This is a genomic window from Streptomyces chlorus, assembly GCF_042655885.1.
GTDB lineage: Bacteria > Actinomycetota > Actinomycetes > Streptomycetales > Streptomycetaceae > Streptomyces > Streptomyces chlorus.
On the sequence record NZ_JBHSOA010000139.1, the window covers coordinates 16948 to 30407 of the forward strand.

General features: G+C 71.3%; 10 protein-coding genes and 1 pseudogene. 4 read left to right on the forward strand and 7 right to left on the reverse strand.

Translation table 11 applies throughout. From position 1 onward, the window contains the following. Positions 1 to 57: 57 nt before the first annotated feature. From ACFPZI_RS36280 to ACFPZI_RS36290, 3 genes are read right to left on the reverse strand one after another with little or no spacing between them, the layout of a single operon-like run. On the reverse strand, positions 58 to 1590 hold the full coding sequence (locus ACFPZI_RS36280) for a vWA domain-containing protein (RefSeq protein ID WP_381371417.1): 1533 nt from the start codon (positions 1588 to 1590) through the stop codon (positions 58 to 60). Then, positions 1587 to 3011, reverse strand: coding sequence for a hypothetical protein (locus tag ACFPZI_RS36285; protein ID WP_381371418.1), 1425 nt, complete (start codon positions 3009 to 3011; stop codon positions 1587 to 1589). The genes ACFPZI_RS36280 and ACFPZI_RS36285 overlap by 4 nt, the downstream gene beginning before the upstream one ends. Continuing rightward, positions 2981 to 3484 (reverse strand): hypothetical protein, encoded by a 504-nt coding sequence (locus ACFPZI_RS36290; RefSeq protein WP_381371419.1) that lies wholly within the window; start codon positions 3482 to 3484, stop codon positions 2981 to 2983. Before ACFPZI_RS36290 ends, ACFPZI_RS36285 begins: the two co-directional genes overlap by 31 nt. A gap of 420 nt (positions 3485 to 3904) precedes the next feature. Here ACFPZI_RS36290 and ACFPZI_RS36295 point away from each other — a divergent pair, with 420 nt between their 5' ends. Beyond that, complete coding sequence (locus tag ACFPZI_RS36295; RefSeq protein ID WP_381371486.1) at positions 3905 to 7216, forward strand: S8 family peptidase; 3312 nt, start codon at positions 3905 to 3907, stop codon at positions 7214 to 7216. A gap of 82 nt (positions 7217 to 7298) precedes the next feature. Here ACFPZI_RS36295 and ACFPZI_RS36300 read toward each other — a convergent pair whose 3' ends face one another. Next, the gene (locus ACFPZI_RS36300; RefSeq protein ID WP_381371420.1) at positions 7299 to 8417 is read right to left on the reverse strand and encodes a hypothetical protein; all 1119 of its coding nucleotides are present in this window, start codon (positions 8415 to 8417) and stop codon (positions 7299 to 7301) included. 106 nt (positions 8418 to 8523) lie between these two features. Between ACFPZI_RS36300 and ACFPZI_RS36305 the strand changes: the two genes are divergently transcribed. Then, the gene (locus ACFPZI_RS36305) at positions 8524 to 9681 is read left to right on the forward strand and encodes a cystathionine gamma-synthase (protein ID WP_381371421.1); all 1158 of its coding nucleotides are present in this window, start codon (positions 8524 to 8526) and stop codon (positions 9679 to 9681) included. Positions 9682 to 9845: 164 nt separating this feature from the next. On the opposite strand, the gene ACFPZI_RS36310 is transcribed toward ACFPZI_RS36305, so the two are convergent. Continuing rightward, a complete protein-coding gene (locus ACFPZI_RS36310) occupies positions 9846 to 10352 on the reverse strand; it encodes a MarR family winged helix-turn-helix transcriptional regulator (RefSeq protein WP_381371487.1) in 507 nt (168 codons plus the stop codon). Between the two features lie 185 nt (positions 10353 to 10537). Here ACFPZI_RS36310 and ilvA point away from each other — a divergent pair, with 185 nt between their 5' ends. Continuing rightward, complete coding sequence (gene ilvA, locus ACFPZI_RS36315; RefSeq protein WP_381371422.1) at positions 10538 to 11767, forward strand: threonine ammonia-lyase; 1230 nt, start codon at positions 10538 to 10540, stop codon at positions 11765 to 11767. A 169-nt stretch (positions 11768 to 11936) separates the two neighbouring features. Further along, positions 11937 to 12185: pseudogene (locus ACFPZI_RS36320) on the forward strand (ABC transporter permease); the annotation flags it as partial. Positions 12186 to 12269: 84 nt separating this feature from the next. Here the strand turns inward: ACFPZI_RS36320 and greA are convergent. Both greA and ACFPZI_RS36330 read right to left on the reverse strand, forming a co-directional pair. After that, positions 12270 to 12767 (reverse strand): transcription elongation factor GreA, encoded by a 498-nt coding sequence (greA, locus tag ACFPZI_RS36325; RefSeq protein WP_381371423.1) that lies wholly within the window; start codon positions 12765 to 12767, stop codon positions 12270 to 12272. Positions 12768 to 12951: 184 nt separating this feature from the next. Beyond that, on the reverse strand, positions 12952 to 13350 hold the full coding sequence (locus tag ACFPZI_RS36330) for a DUF4307 domain-containing protein (RefSeq protein WP_381371424.1): 399 nt from the start codon (positions 13348 to 13350) through the stop codon (positions 12952 to 12954). Positions 13351 to 13460 lie beyond the last annotated feature (110 nt).

Consider the following 13460-nt stretch of genomic DNA (forward strand, 5'->3'; position numbering starts at 1 on the left):
GCTCGGAGAAGCTCGGAGAGGTTCGGAGAGCTTCGGGCGAGGGAGCCGGCGGACGGATCAGGTGAGAAACGTCTTGAGCTCGTGCACGAGCTTCTTGATGTGGCCGGAGATCACCGGCGTGCCGAGGTCCTTGAAGCGCTCCCGGAACCACGGGTTGACGCTGCCGCGCCCGGCGCTGGTCACCGAACCGACCGGGATGAACTTCGCACCCGAGCGGTGGATGGCGGACATGCTCTCGAACAGCTCGTCGGTGCGCCATTCGTAGAAGTCGGAGATCCACACCACGACGGTGTTGCGCGGCTCGGCGATCTTCGGCTGGGCGAGCGCCATGGCCACGGTGCCGTCCGTGCCGCCGCCGAGCTTGGTGCGCAGCAGGGTCTCGAACGGGTCGTGCGCCCAGGGCGTGAGGTCCAGCGCCTGGGTGTCGTAGGCGATCAGATGGACGTCCACCTTCGGCAGCCCGGCGAAAATGGAGGCCAGGATGGTGCAGTTGACCATCGAGTCGACCATGGAGCCCGACTGGTCCACGACGACGATCAGCCGCTGCGGTGTCGTCTTGCGGCTGGTGTGCCGGTAGTAGAGGCGGTCGACGTAGAGCCGCTCCTCCTCCGGGCTCCAGTTGGTGAGGTTCTTCCAGATGGTGCGGTCGATGTCGAGGTTGCGGAAGACCCGCTTCGGTGGGACGGACCGGTCGATGTCGCCGACCGTGGCCTTCTCCACCTGGGTGCGCAGGACCGCGGAGACCTCGTCCACGTAACGGCGGATCAGCGACTTGGCGTTCGCCAGGGCCACACCCGAGAGGTTGTTCTTGTCCCGCAGCAGCTGCTCGATCAGGGACATGCTCGGGGTCAGCTGCGAAGCCAGCCGCGGGTCGGCCAGCACCTCGCGCAGCCGCATCCGCTTGACCAGGCCGGCCTCGATGGAGCCGAGTTCCGGGCCGATGGCGGGGATCAGCCGGCTGAGGTCGGGTGTGCGCCCGCCCCCGCCGGTACCGGTGGGGCTGACACCCTGGCCGCCCGCGCCGGTACCACCCACGCCTGCACTACCCGCGCCGACACCATTCGCCCCGACGCCCCCCGCGCCGGCGCGTCCGCCCCGCAGGTCGCCGGGCCGGCAGCCGAGCGCCCGCTCCAGCCAGCCCGCGTCGGACTGCCAGCGGGCCAGCTGCTCGGCGGTGACGGCGCCGGAGCCGGTGGAGAAGACGTTCAGCAGGACCTTGGAGACGAGGGCCGCGCGCCGCACCTCGGCGGCCCGGTCGCGGGCGTCGTCCTCCTCCGGCTCGGGGGCCATCAGCCCGTCGAACTCGGCGGCCAGCTCCGGGTGCCGCTGCACCACGGAGTCGACGGAGGCGCCCGGGTCGAGCAGCGCGGACGGCAGCCCGATGTCCTCGACCACGGCCAGGCTCGCCGACTCCAGTGAGGCATGCTCCTCGGGGTCGAACAGCCGGGCCAGCAGCCGCCAGTAGAGCACCTGGCGCCGGTTGTCGTTCGGGTCGGGCGCGGCGGGCGCGGCGGGCGCGGTCGACTCCGCGGGTGCGGAGGGCTGTGCCGGACCGGGCACGGCGGCCGGTGCGGTGGTGGGGTGGGTCATTTCCGCAACAGCCTTCCGGCTCGTTCGCGGAGCGCGTCGACGGCGCCGGTGGCAGCCTTCTCCGCGCGGACACCGCCCTTGTCGGTGGTGCCTCCGGCCCACGCCCCGGCGTGCACCGCGACGGCCTTCTTCCGCACGGTCTTCTCCACGGCCAGCGGCTGGACGTGGAACTCCCCGGCGTCCCACCGGAGCAGCGCGATGCACGCGCCGGACGCGACGACGGCCTCGGCGGTGAGCGGTCCGGCGGCCGGTATCCGGTCGGTGTCGACGGCCAGGCGGCGCCCGGTGATCCGGAACGCGACCCCGTCGTCGTCCTGCTCCGCCTCGTACCCCTCCAGCAGGACGGGGACGGAGATCCGGGCCGGGTGCCGGTCCAGCGGCGCGGTGGCCGCCGCGGTGGCGGTGGGCAGGGCGACGCGCGCGGTGGCGAGGGAGTCGGCCGGCTCACCCGTGCGGGCGCGCGCGTCGTCCCAGATCAGGTCGCCTTCGGCGGTGACGGGCATCGCGTCGAGGTCCATCGCACGGCCCTCGCTCACCGCGGTCAGCAGGGACAGGTGCGGGCGCAGCAGCTGCCACAGGCCCGCCCCGACGACGGTGTCGGGCTTCGGGGCGGACGCGGCGGCCCGCACCAGCCGGGGCGCGCCGCCGTCGGCGGGCTCGAACACCGCGTGGACCTGGGCCTGTACGGCGGTCGCGTGCTCCTGCACGTCGATCCCGAGCGGCAGCAGGCGGCCGGTGGCCGTGTCCACCGCGGGGGCGCCGGTCGCACCCGGCAGCGTCAGGAGCAGAGAGCGCGACCACAGGTCCGCCCACCGGCGCACCGGGATCCGCTCCAGGGTGGCCCCCGGGCAGGACGCGGCGAGTTCGGCGGCGAACCCGTCCAGCAGCGTGGCCTGTCGGCGCAGCGCCGGGTCGGGCAGCATCGCCGTGACGACGGGCGCGGCGCCGCCGACCAGCTCGTGGTCGATGCCCTGCCAGCCGGCGCGCGCGAGGTCGCTCAGCCAACTGCGGGCGGCGGCCAGGAGGTTCGCGGCGTGGTCCGCGCCGCCGGCCCCGCCCGGGGCGGCCTCCTCGGCGACGGGCCGGCCGACGGCCTCCGTCACGCGGGCGGTCAGTGCGTCGTGCACCGAGCCGAGCAGGGCGGCTCGGGCCGCGGCGAGCGCGACGAAGTGGTCCTCGCCCGCGGCCCCGGCCACCGTCTTGTCGGCCGCCTCGGCGACGCGCGCGGCGAGCGGGGTTCCGGCGACGGCGTCGGCCAGTTCCACCACACCGGCGGCCTGGTCGGGCTGCGGCCGGAGCAGACCGGCGACGAGCGCCGCGTCGAAGGCGTCCACGGCCGCGAGGGCCTCGTCGAGACCGTCGACGGGGTCGAACAGCAGATCGGCACGCATCAGGCCACCGCCCTCGTCGTCGGGAACCACTGCATCTCGGGCAGCGGCGCGGTACTCGGAGCGAGCTCCAGGTACGCCAGGTGCCGCAGGAACCGGCTGAACACGGGCGCCGCGGCCGAGGTGTCGCCCTGCGCGGGCCGCGTGCGCGTCATGGCGGTGGTGACGGAGTCCGCGTCGAGCTCGCCGTCCGCCACCTCGACCTTCAGGTACCGGGCCACGCGCTCGGCGCCGTACTGCAGCACGGCCTCGTCGACCAGTGCCCGGATGTGGTTGCAGAACCACCCGCGCGCGCCGCCGCAGGGGCGGTTGTTGTTGGTGCTGCACGCGAACGCGTAGGTCCCGGCGGCGACGGACGACACGTACACGCGCCCGATGTCCGACCCGCTGGAGACCACCCCCTGCAGCCGGCCGTCCGCCAGCTCGACGAACGGCACCTTGGACAGCTTCCGCGGCCTCGCGGGCGGCACCACCCGCGCCGTGCTCGACTTCTCCCAGACGGACAACGCACCATCTCCCCTGCATGCGAAAGCAGATGTCCACGCCACCTCGGCGCAACACGATCGAAGCTATCCCCGACCACTGACATCGAGAGTGGTGCGCAGGTCCCGGGAGGCGGGGCTCGGGGCTCGGGGCTCGGGCCCCGGCAGCCGGACGCGGATCCCACGCGCCCGTCCGCGCGCTCCCAATTCGTCGATCCCGTAACGGAAGCCCGGCGGTGGTGTCACAGATTCCCGTCGACTTGGGGTTCTCCCCCGCAGCCCCTTGAGGCACTTGAACACGGCTCGGCATACTGCATCACCCGGGGGGTTACGCACATGCGTACGAGACCACCCCCGGCCGGGTGATGGGGAATCAGCCCGGCACATCCGCTAGGGGGAACCTTGCGCAGACAAGTCAAGAGAGCGCGCGCGACGGGCGCGGCGATGGTCGCCACGGCAGCCGCCGTGGCGCTGGTGGCGGGCATGACCGGCCCGGCGTCGGCGAACGGGGAACGGACGGCCGCGGACACCGCAGCCGGTATCGCCGCACAGACGTCGTCCTCGCTGAAGGCCAAGCACCGCATCACCCTCATCACCGGCGACCGGGTCGCCGTGGACGCCAAGGGCCGCGTCGTCGGTCTGGAGCGGGCCAAGGGCCGGGAACACATACCCGTCCAGATCCGCAGGTCCGGCGGCCACACCCACGTACTGCCGGCGGACGCCGCCCGGCTGATCGCGAGCGGCCGGCTCGACCGGCGGCTCTTCGACATCACCGAACTCGGCAAGGACTCCATCCGACGCTCCCAGCAGCGCGGTCTGAAGGTCATCGTCGGGTACCAGGGCCGCGCCGCCGCCGCGAAGTCCGACGTCCGCGACGCGGGCACGCTCCGCCGGACCCTCGGCGCCCTGAACGCGGACGCCGTGCAGACCTCGCACGAGGACACGCCCGACCTGTGGAAGGCGGTCACCGACGGCGACCGGACCGCGTCCGGCATCGCCCACGTCTGGCTCGACGGTGTCCGCAAGGCGGCCCTCGACAAGTCCGTCGCGCAGATCGGCACCCCCAAGGCGTGGGCCGCCGGCTACGACGGCAAGGGCGTGAAGATCGCCGTCCTGGACACCGGTGTCGACGCGACCCACCCGGACCTGAAGGGCCAGGTGACGGCGTCCAAGAACTTCACCACCGCGCCGAACACCGGTGACAAGGTCGGCCACGGCACCCACGTCGCCTCCATCGCGGCCGGTACCGGCGCCAAGGCAGGCGGTAAGTACAAGGGTGTCGCCCCCGGTGCCAAGATCCTCAACGGCAAGGTCCTCGACGACTTCGGCTTCGGTGACGACTCCGGCATCCTGGCAGGCATGGAGTGGGCGGCCGCGCAGGGCGCCGACGTCGTCAACATGAGCCTGGGCGGCTGGGACACGGCCGAGATCGACCCGCTGGAGGCGGCGGTCAACAAGCTCTCCGCGGACAAGGGCATCCTGTTCGCCATCGCCGCGGGCAACTCCGGTCCCAAGTCGATCGGTTCGCCCGGCAGCGCCGATGCCGCCCTCACCGTGGGCGCCGTCGACGACAAGGACAAGCTCGCCGACTTCTCCTCCACCGGTCCCCGCGTCGGCGACGGCGCCGTCAAGCCGGATGTCACCGCGCCCGGCGTCGACATCACGGCCGCCTCGGCGAAGGGGAACGAGATCGCCAAGGAGGTCGGCGAGAAGCCGGCCGGCTACATGTCCATCTCGGGCACGTCGATGGCGACCCCCCATGTCGCGGGCGCGGCCGCGCTCCTGAAGCAGCAGCACCCCAACTGGGCCTACACGGAGCTGAAGGGCGCGCTCACCGGCTCCACCAAGGGCGGCGCGTACACGCCGTTCGAGCAGGGCTCCGGGCGGGTCCAGGTCGACAAGGCCATCCAGCAGACGGTGATCGCCGACCCGGTCTCGGTGAGCTTCGGCGTCCAGCAGTGGCCGCACACCGACGACAAGCCGGTCACCAAGCCGCTGACCTACCGCAACCTCGGTACCAAGGACGTCACCCTGAAGCTGACGTCCACCGCCACCAACCCCAAGGGCAAGGCGGCCCCGGCCGGCTTCTTCACCCTGGGCGCCACCACGGTGACGGTCCCCGCGGGCGGCACGGCCTCCGTCGACTTCACCGTCAACACCAAGCTCGGCGGCACCACCGACGGCGCGTACTCGGCGTACGTGGTCGCGACCGGCGGCGGCCAGAACGTCCGCACGGCCGCGGGCGTGGAGCGCGAGGCCGAGTCCTACGACGTGACGCTCAAGGTCCTCGGCCGCGACGGCAAGGCGACCGCCGACTACCAGGCCAGCCTGGACGGCCTCTCCGGCGCGGCGGCCGGCGAGTGGTTCCTGCCCTACGACGCCGACGGCACCGTCACCCTCCGGGTACCCAAGGGCGACTACGTCGTGGACACCGCGGTGTTCGCCGGCTCCGACCCGCAGAAGTTCGAAGGCGCCGACTGGCTCTCCCAGCCGAAGCTGAGCGTCACCAAGAAGACGACGGTCACCCTGGACGCCCGCAAGGCCAAGCCGGTGAAGATCACCGTGCCGGACAAGGCGGCCAAGCCGGAGTTCGCCTCGGCCGACTACACCGTGGAGACGAAGAACGGCGTCCACGGCTTCGGCTGGTGGCTGGAGTCGTACGACAACTTCCGTTCCGCCCACCTCGGCCCGCAGATCACCGACGGCTCGCTGAGCCAGCAGTGGGACACCCACTGGCGCAAGGGCAGCAAGGCGCAGTACAGCACCGTCGCCGGCGGCAAGGTCAAGCAGCTCGCCACCGGCTACACCCGCGCCTACAAGGCCGCCGAACTGGCCACGGTGAAGGTCGCCATGGGCGCCGCGGCGAGCGGCAAGAAGGGCGCGGTCAGCGCCATGGGCTTCCTGCCGGGCAGCTACTCCGCCTCCTCGGTCGGCATCCCGCAGACCCTGCCCAGCACCCGCACCCTGTACCTGTCCACCAAGAACGGGGTGAAGTGGGACCTCGACTTCGAGCAGCAGGGCGGCGTCGACGCCGAAGGCTGGCCGATCGGTGAAGCCGGCTACACCCTCGGCGACTCCCTCACCTTCAAGGCCGGCAAGAAGTACTCCAAGACCGTGAACACGGCCGTCTTCGGGCCGCGTCTCACCTCGGACTACGGCCTCTTCCGCGACGGCAACGACATCTTCGGCTTCCTCCCGCTGTTCGCCGACGGCAAGGGCAACCCCGGCTCCTCGAAGTTCACCTCGGTCACCACCAGCCTGTACCGCAACGGCACCAAGGTCGGCTCCCACGACGACCCGCTGTTCGGTGAAAAAGAGTTCAAGGTGCCCTCCGCCGACGCCTCCTACCGGCTGACGACCTCGGTCAAGCGCAGCGCCAAGGTCGCCGCCGCGTCCACCCGCATCGACGCGAGCTGGACCTTCCGCTCCAAGAAGGCCACCGGCCTGAAGCAGCTGCCCGCCTCCTCGGCCCGCTTCCAGGCGGTCACCGGACTGGACAGCAAGGTCACGGCGGGCAAGAAGGCCACCTTCCCGGTCACCGTCGAGGGCGCCGCCAAGGGCAAGAACCTCAAGTCGCTCGCGGCGTGGGTCTCCTACGACTCCGGAAAGACCTGGAAGAAGACCGACGTCAAGAAGGGCAAGATCACCGTCAAGAACCCCGCGAAGAAGAAGGCGATCTCCTTCCGCGCCAAGATCACCGACAAGAAGGGCAACACGTCGACGATCTCGATCTACAACGCCTACTACGGCAAGTGAGCCGACCGCCGGCCCACTGCTGAGCACCGGGTGAGGGCCCGCCGGAAGCCATGCTTCCGGCGGGCCCTGCGCGTACCGTCCCTCAGTGCGGCAGCGTCGCCGGGCTGCCGCCGTTGGCCTCGTAGCCCGCGACCGCCAGGGCCCGGTAGACCGCGAACTCCGCGGCGGGATCGGGGGACAGGGTCCAGGGGAGCGCGCCGACATGGCCGTCGATGTGCGTCAGCTGGGTCATGGCCTCCGCCCAGCGCTCACCGCGGACCAGGAAGAAGACCAGCAGATGCCTCACGTGCGCCGCCATCGGGTCGTCGGGGCGGGCCGCGTGCACCGCGTGCAGCGCGCCGTGGACCGCCTTCGTCACCACCTGGCTCTGGTAGAAACCGCTGACCAGGTTCACCTCCGGCAGGTGCTCGAACACCGCGAACAGCGGCATCGCGGCCAGCAGCGAACCCTGCGGTGCCCGCGCGGCCGCGGCCTCCGCGAACGAGTTCGCCAGCTCCCGCGAGCCGTGCCACTTCTCGCACCAGTAGTGCAGCGCGGCCAGATGCGCGCCCATGTGGGCCGGCGCACGGTCCAGGATCTTCAGCCAGACCTGCTCGAAGTCCTTCCGCTCGTAGACCAGTCCACGGGCCACCGAGAGCTCCACGATGTACGGGATCGGGTCACCGGGGGCCAGCAGCGCCGCCGCGCCGCACGCCGCCCTCGCCTCCTCCATGATGATCCGGAACTCGTCCGTCCCGGGCGTCGCCGTACGCCACGCCTGCTGCACCAGGAACTCGGCGTGCACCGCCGCGCCGCCCGCGTCCTTGGGCACCTCCGCACGCCACACCCGCAGCCACTGCCCGCCCGGGGACTCACCGGCCCCGCCGGGTCGCGCGGCGAGCTCCAGCGAGGCGGCGCCCGCGAAGGCCTGCACGCGCTGCCAGCGCAGCTCGCTCGTCGCGTCGGTGCCGGCCAGCAGCTGCTGGGCCCCGCGGTAGTCCTGGGTGCGCTGCACCAGGTCCAGGACGTCCAGCAGGTCCTGGTCGGTGCCGGGCATACGGACGTCCAGCTCCTCCTCGAGGGCGAAGCCGTAGCCGGCCGGGTCCGCCGCGTCGGGATGGCCGGGCGGCACCTGCGTGATCCCGCCGCGCCCGCGCCTCAGGAACGGCAGCACCACGAAGCCGATCATGACCACCCCGAGCAGGACCAAGAGAATCTCCATGTCTCAAGCGAACCAGATCGCGCCGGCAATTGGCCAACATGGTGCCGGGCCTGTGGACAACTCGGCTGCTGCCATCGGGAGCGCGGGCGGACTACCCTCGGTGCACATGAGCGACACGCACATCAGCCAGCACTTCGAGACGCTCGCGATTCACGCGGGCAACACGGCCGACCCCCTCACCGGCGCGGTCGTGCCGCCGATCTACCAGGTGTCCACGTACAAGCAGGACGGCGTCGGCGGCCTGCGCGGCGGCTACGAGTACAGCCGCAGCGCCAACCCGACCAGGACCGCGCTGGAGGAGAACCTCGCGGCCCTGGAGGGCGGCCGCCGCGGCCTCGCGTTCGCGTCCGGGCTGGCGGCCGAGGACTGCCTGCTGCGTACGCTGCTCGCCCCCGGCGACCACGTGGTGATCCCGAACGACGCGTACGGCGGCACGTTCCGCCTGTTCGCCAAGGTCGTCGCCCGCTGGGGCGTGGAGTGGTCGGTGGCCGACACCAGCGACCCGGCCGCCGTCCGGGCCGCCCTCACCCCGAAGACCAAGGCGGTGTGGGTGGAGACCCCCTCCAACCCGCTGCTCGGCATCACCGACATCGCCGCCGTCGCCCAGGTCGCCCGGGACGCGGGCGCCCGACTCGTCGTCGACAACACCTTCGCCACCCCGTACCTCCAGCAGCCGCTCGGGCTCGGCGCGGACGTCGTCGTGCACTCCCTGACCAAGTACATGGGCGGCCACTCGGACGTCGTCGGCGGCGCCCTGGTCACGGGTGACGCGGAACTCGGGGAGGAGCTGGCCTACCACCAGAACGCGATGGGCGCGGTCGCCGGGCCGTTCGACTCCTGGCTGGTGCTGCGCGGCGCCAAGACGCTCTCCGTGCGCATGGACCGGCACAGCGAGAACGCCACCAAGGTCGCCGACATGCTCGGCCGGCACGCGCGCGTGACGAGCGTCCTCTACCCGGGGCTGCCCGAGCACCCCGGCCACGAGGTCGCCGCCAAGCAGATGCGGTCCTTCGGCGGCATGGTGTCCTTCCGCGTGGAGGGCGGCGAGGAGGCGGCCGTCGAGGTCTGCAACCGGGCCAAGGTGTTCACGCTCGGCGAGTCCCTGGGGGGCGTCGAGTCGCTGATCGAGCACCCCGGACGCATGACGCACGCGTCCGTGGTGGGCTCCGCCCTGGAGGTCCCCGCGGACCTGGTCCGCCTCTCCGTCGGCATCGAGAACATCGAAGACCTGCTCGAGGACCTCCAGCAGGCGCTCGCCCGTTAGGACGGGCCCCCAAGGGCCGTCGAAGCCCGTACGAACGGGGTGGAGCCGTACCCGACAGCGGCGGCTCCGCCCCCGAGACGCGCGCCCGCGCCTGCCGGGTACGGGCGCGGAGGGCCGTACCCGGCTCGGCTCAAAGGGTGGCGCCCAGGCGTACCCGGCTCGGTTCAGGAGGCGGGCGGCTCCTCCTGCCCCGGTACGTCCTGTGCCGACATCCGTGCGGACAGCGCGCCGTTGAAGCGCGTGAGGAGCGCGCAGAACGCCTCGCGCTCCTCCTGCTCCCAGTCCTGTGTCAGTTCGGCCATCAACTGACGCCGTGAGGAACGGACTTCCTCCAGGCGTGAGTGCCCGCGCGGAGACAGCTGGAGCACCACCGCCCGGCCGTCCTCGGGGTGCGAGGTGCGTTTCACCAGACCGGTGTCGACCAGCGGGGCCACCTGACGGGTGACCGTCGACGAGTCGATGCCCATGCTCGCGGCGAGCGCCTTGACCCCCATCGGGCCCTCGTCGTCGAGGCGGTTGAGCAGCAGATAGGCTGCGCGGTCCATAAAGGTGCGCACCTGGCCGACGCCGCCGAGCCGGGTCTGTTCGGCGCGGCGGGCGAACAGCGCCACCTCGTGCTGCAGCGTGTCGAGGAGGCCGGTGTCACCGACGGTCGTCGTGTCCATCGACATGTCAGGTGTTGTGGGCATGGCCGGAGGCTCACTTCGTGAAGGGCTGCTAATTGGGGGACAGGGTACGCGGCTGGGAGGCGGGCCGTACCGGCGCTGCGCAAAGCCGGGTCCGCCCGCTGCGCAAAGCCGGGTCCGCCCGCTGGTCACCGCGCACGCCCGCGTCCGTGGACTGCGATGCTGGAGTCATGAGCTACGGCACGGCTGGCTCCTTGCGCACCGTCACCCTCGACGATGTGCGCGGTGCCCGGAAGATGCTTCAGGGTGTCGCGCGGGTGACCGCGATGGAGAGCAGCAGGTACCTGTCCCGCACGGTGGGCACCCCGGTGCACCTGAAGTGCGAGAACCTCCAGCGGACGGGGTCGTTCAAGCTGCGCGGCGCGTACGTCCGGATCGCCGGGCTGCTGCCGGAGCAGCGCGCCGCCGGTGTCGTCGCCGCGAGCGCCGGAAACCACGCGCAGGGCGTCGCGCTCGCATCCTCACTGCTCGGGGTGGACTCGACGGTGTTCATGCCGAAGGGCGCCCCGCTGCCGAAGATCAGCGCCACCCGGGAGTACGGCGCCGAGGTGCGCCTGCACGGCCAGGTGGTCGACGAGGCACTGGCCGCCGCGGAGGAGTACGCGGCCGGGACGAGCGCCGTGCTCATCCATCCCTTCGACCACCCCGACATCATCGCGGGCCAGGGCACCGTGGGCCTGGAGATCCTGGAGCAGTGCCCGGAGGTGCGCACGATCGTCGTCGGTATCGGCGGCGGCGGGCTGGTCGCCGGGATCGCGGTCGCGGTGAAGGCACTGCGGCCGGACGTACGGATCATCGGGGTGCAGGCGGAGGGCGCGGCCGCGTATCCGCCCTCGCTGGCGGCCGGGTACCCGGTGTCGGTGCGCAACCCGGCGACGATGGCCGACGGCATCAAGGTGGGGCGGCCCGGCGACGTGCCGTTCGGGATCGTCGACGAGCTGGTGGACGAGGTCCGTACCGTCACCGAGGGCGAGCTGTCGGCCGCGCTGCTGCTGTGCCTGGAGCGGGCCAAGCTGGTCGTGGAACCGGCCGGGGCGAGCCCGGTCGCGGCGCTGCTGAGCCGTCCCGACTCCTTCGAGGGGCCGGTCGTCGCGGTGCTGTCCGGCGGCAACATCGACCCGGTGCTGATGGAGCGGGTGCTGCGGCACGGGATGGCGGCGCAGGGCCGCTACCTGGCCGTACGGCTGCGTCTGACGGACCGGCCGGGCGCCCTCGCGACGCTCCTCGGGGCACTGTCAGTGGCCGACGCCAATGTCCTCGACGTGAGCCATGTGCGGACCGACCCCCGGCTCGGGCTCACGGAGGTGGAGGTCGAAGTGCACCTCGAGACGAAGGGCCCGGCACACCGCGCCGAGGTCAACCAGATCCTGCGCGACGCGGGCTACACGGCCATCGACTGACCTCGCGGTCACCCTTCGCCACTCGGTCGTGCCAATGCATGGAGAGACGCGATACATCGCGTTATGGCGTGTGTCACGCGTTCCGCCCCGGCATGGCAGGGGTGGTCGAGCGAGGCAAGGCACAGCGCATATTCCTAGGCTTGCAGAAGAATCCCCGATGACGTGGAGACTCATCTCGAACGCGTTCGTGCCGTCGGAGAACATGCCGTCGTTCCTGCAGGCCATCGCGAACTGGAACCCGTTCAGCGCCACCGTGCAGGCCTGCCGCCAGCTCTTCGGCAACCTCCCGGCGGGCTATCCGGTGCCGGACGCCTGGCCCATGCAGCACCCGGTGGGGGCCTCACTGATCTGGTCGGTCGTGATCATCCTGGTCTTCGGGACGCTCGCCGTGCGCAAGTACCGTTCGGCGACGGCATGACGGGGCCCCTGGCAGCCTCCTGTACAGGAAGCTGCCAGGAACTCGGTCCGGGACTTCGCAGGTGTCACGTCGCAGGGAGCGGAGTCAGCCCTTGTACGGCTCGGCCTTGAGGATCTTCACCGAGGCCTTCTTGCCGTTCGGTAGCTCGTATTCCGCTTCCTCGCCGACCCGGTGGCCGCTGACGCCGGAACCCAGCGGGGACTGCGGTGAGTACGTCTCGATGTCCGCGCTCGCGTATTCGCGCGAGGCGAGGAGGAAGGTCAGCGTGTCGTCCTCGTCGCCGTCGAAGGCGATCGTGACGACCATGCCGGGCGCCACCGTACCGTCGGCCGCCGGCGCCTCACCGACCTTGGCGCTTTCGAGGAGCTGGGTGAGCTGCCGCACGCGCAGCTCCTGCTTGCCCTGCTCCTCCTTGGCCGCGTGGTACCCGCCGTTCTCCCGCAGGTCGCCCTCCTCGCGCGCGGCGGCGATCTTGGCGGAGATCTCCGTACGCGCGGGACCAGTAAGGTACTCAAGCTCGCCCTTGAGCTTGTTGTACGCCACCTGGGTCAGCCAGGTGGCGTTCTCGCTGGTCTGGGTCACTGGTGCTCCTCGTAGGTACGTGGGAATACAAAGCATCGCCCTCCCTGAAGGATGTTCCTCCACGGATGGGCGAAACCACGAGCCTAACAATTCAGCGAGGGAAGGGGGAGGACATAAGCTGTCAGAATCATGTTTCCGCAGGTCAGTAGCCCTGTATTTCCCGCAGTGCCTGGACCGGCCGGGTTCAGTCGGCGTGGCAGCCGAGCAGCTCGGCCGAGGTGCCCGGAGAGGTCGTGCGGAGCGTGACGACCTTGTCGATGCGGGTGTCGTCCCCGCCGAAGCGGAAGTCGGCGCGGCCCACCTCGGCGCCGTCCTTGGCCTGGGACCGCACCGTGCAGTAGCCCTCGACCCCGGCGTCCTTGTGCACCTCCAGGCGCACCTGCACCGCTGTCTTCGAGAGGTCGAAACCGATCAGTTCACCGCTGATCTCGTTCTTGGCGACGTAGTGGTAGCCGAACCAGCCGAACAGGGTGAGCATGATCACGGCCAGGCCCGCGCCGACGATCTTGAGAGTACGGTCCGCACGTTCGTCCGAAGAGCGGCCGTAACGGCCCTCGGGCGGTCGCGTGCTCGCCGTGCTCATGATCGTCTCCTCGGCAGGAACGGGACGCGTGCCCCCCCGGGGAGGCCCGGAACCGGGCTCCCGGAATTATTCATCCCTGGCTTCGGTCACTATAGAAGCCTTCCGCCCAC

Coding starts and splice junctions, on each gene's coding strand:
- ilvA (WP_381371422.1), top strand. CDS start 10,538: ATGAGCTACGGCACGGCTGGCTCCTTGCGCACCGTCACCCTCGACGAT.
- ACFPZI_RS36305 (WP_381371421.1), top strand. CDS start 8,524: ATGAGCGACACGCACATCAGCCAGCACTTCGAGACGCTCGCGATTCAC.
- ACFPZI_RS36330 (WP_381371424.1), bottom strand. CDS start 13,350: ATGAGCACGGCGAGCACGCGACCGCCCGAGGGCCGTTACGGCCGCTCT.
- ACFPZI_RS36300 (WP_381371420.1), bottom strand. CDS start 8,417: ATGGAGATTCTCTTGGTCCTGCTCGGGGTGGTCATGATCGGCTTCGTG.
- ACFPZI_RS36310 (WP_381371487.1), bottom strand. CDS start 10,352: ATGTCGATGGACACGACGACCGTCGGTGACACCGGCCTCCTCGACACG.
- ACFPZI_RS36295 (WP_381371486.1), top strand. CDS start 3,905: ATGGTCGCCACGGCAGCCGCCGTGGCGCTGGTGGCGGGCATGACCGGC.
- ACFPZI_RS36280 (WP_381371417.1), bottom strand. CDS start 1,590: ATGACCCACCCCACCACCGCACCGGCCGCCGTGCCCGGTCCGGCACAG.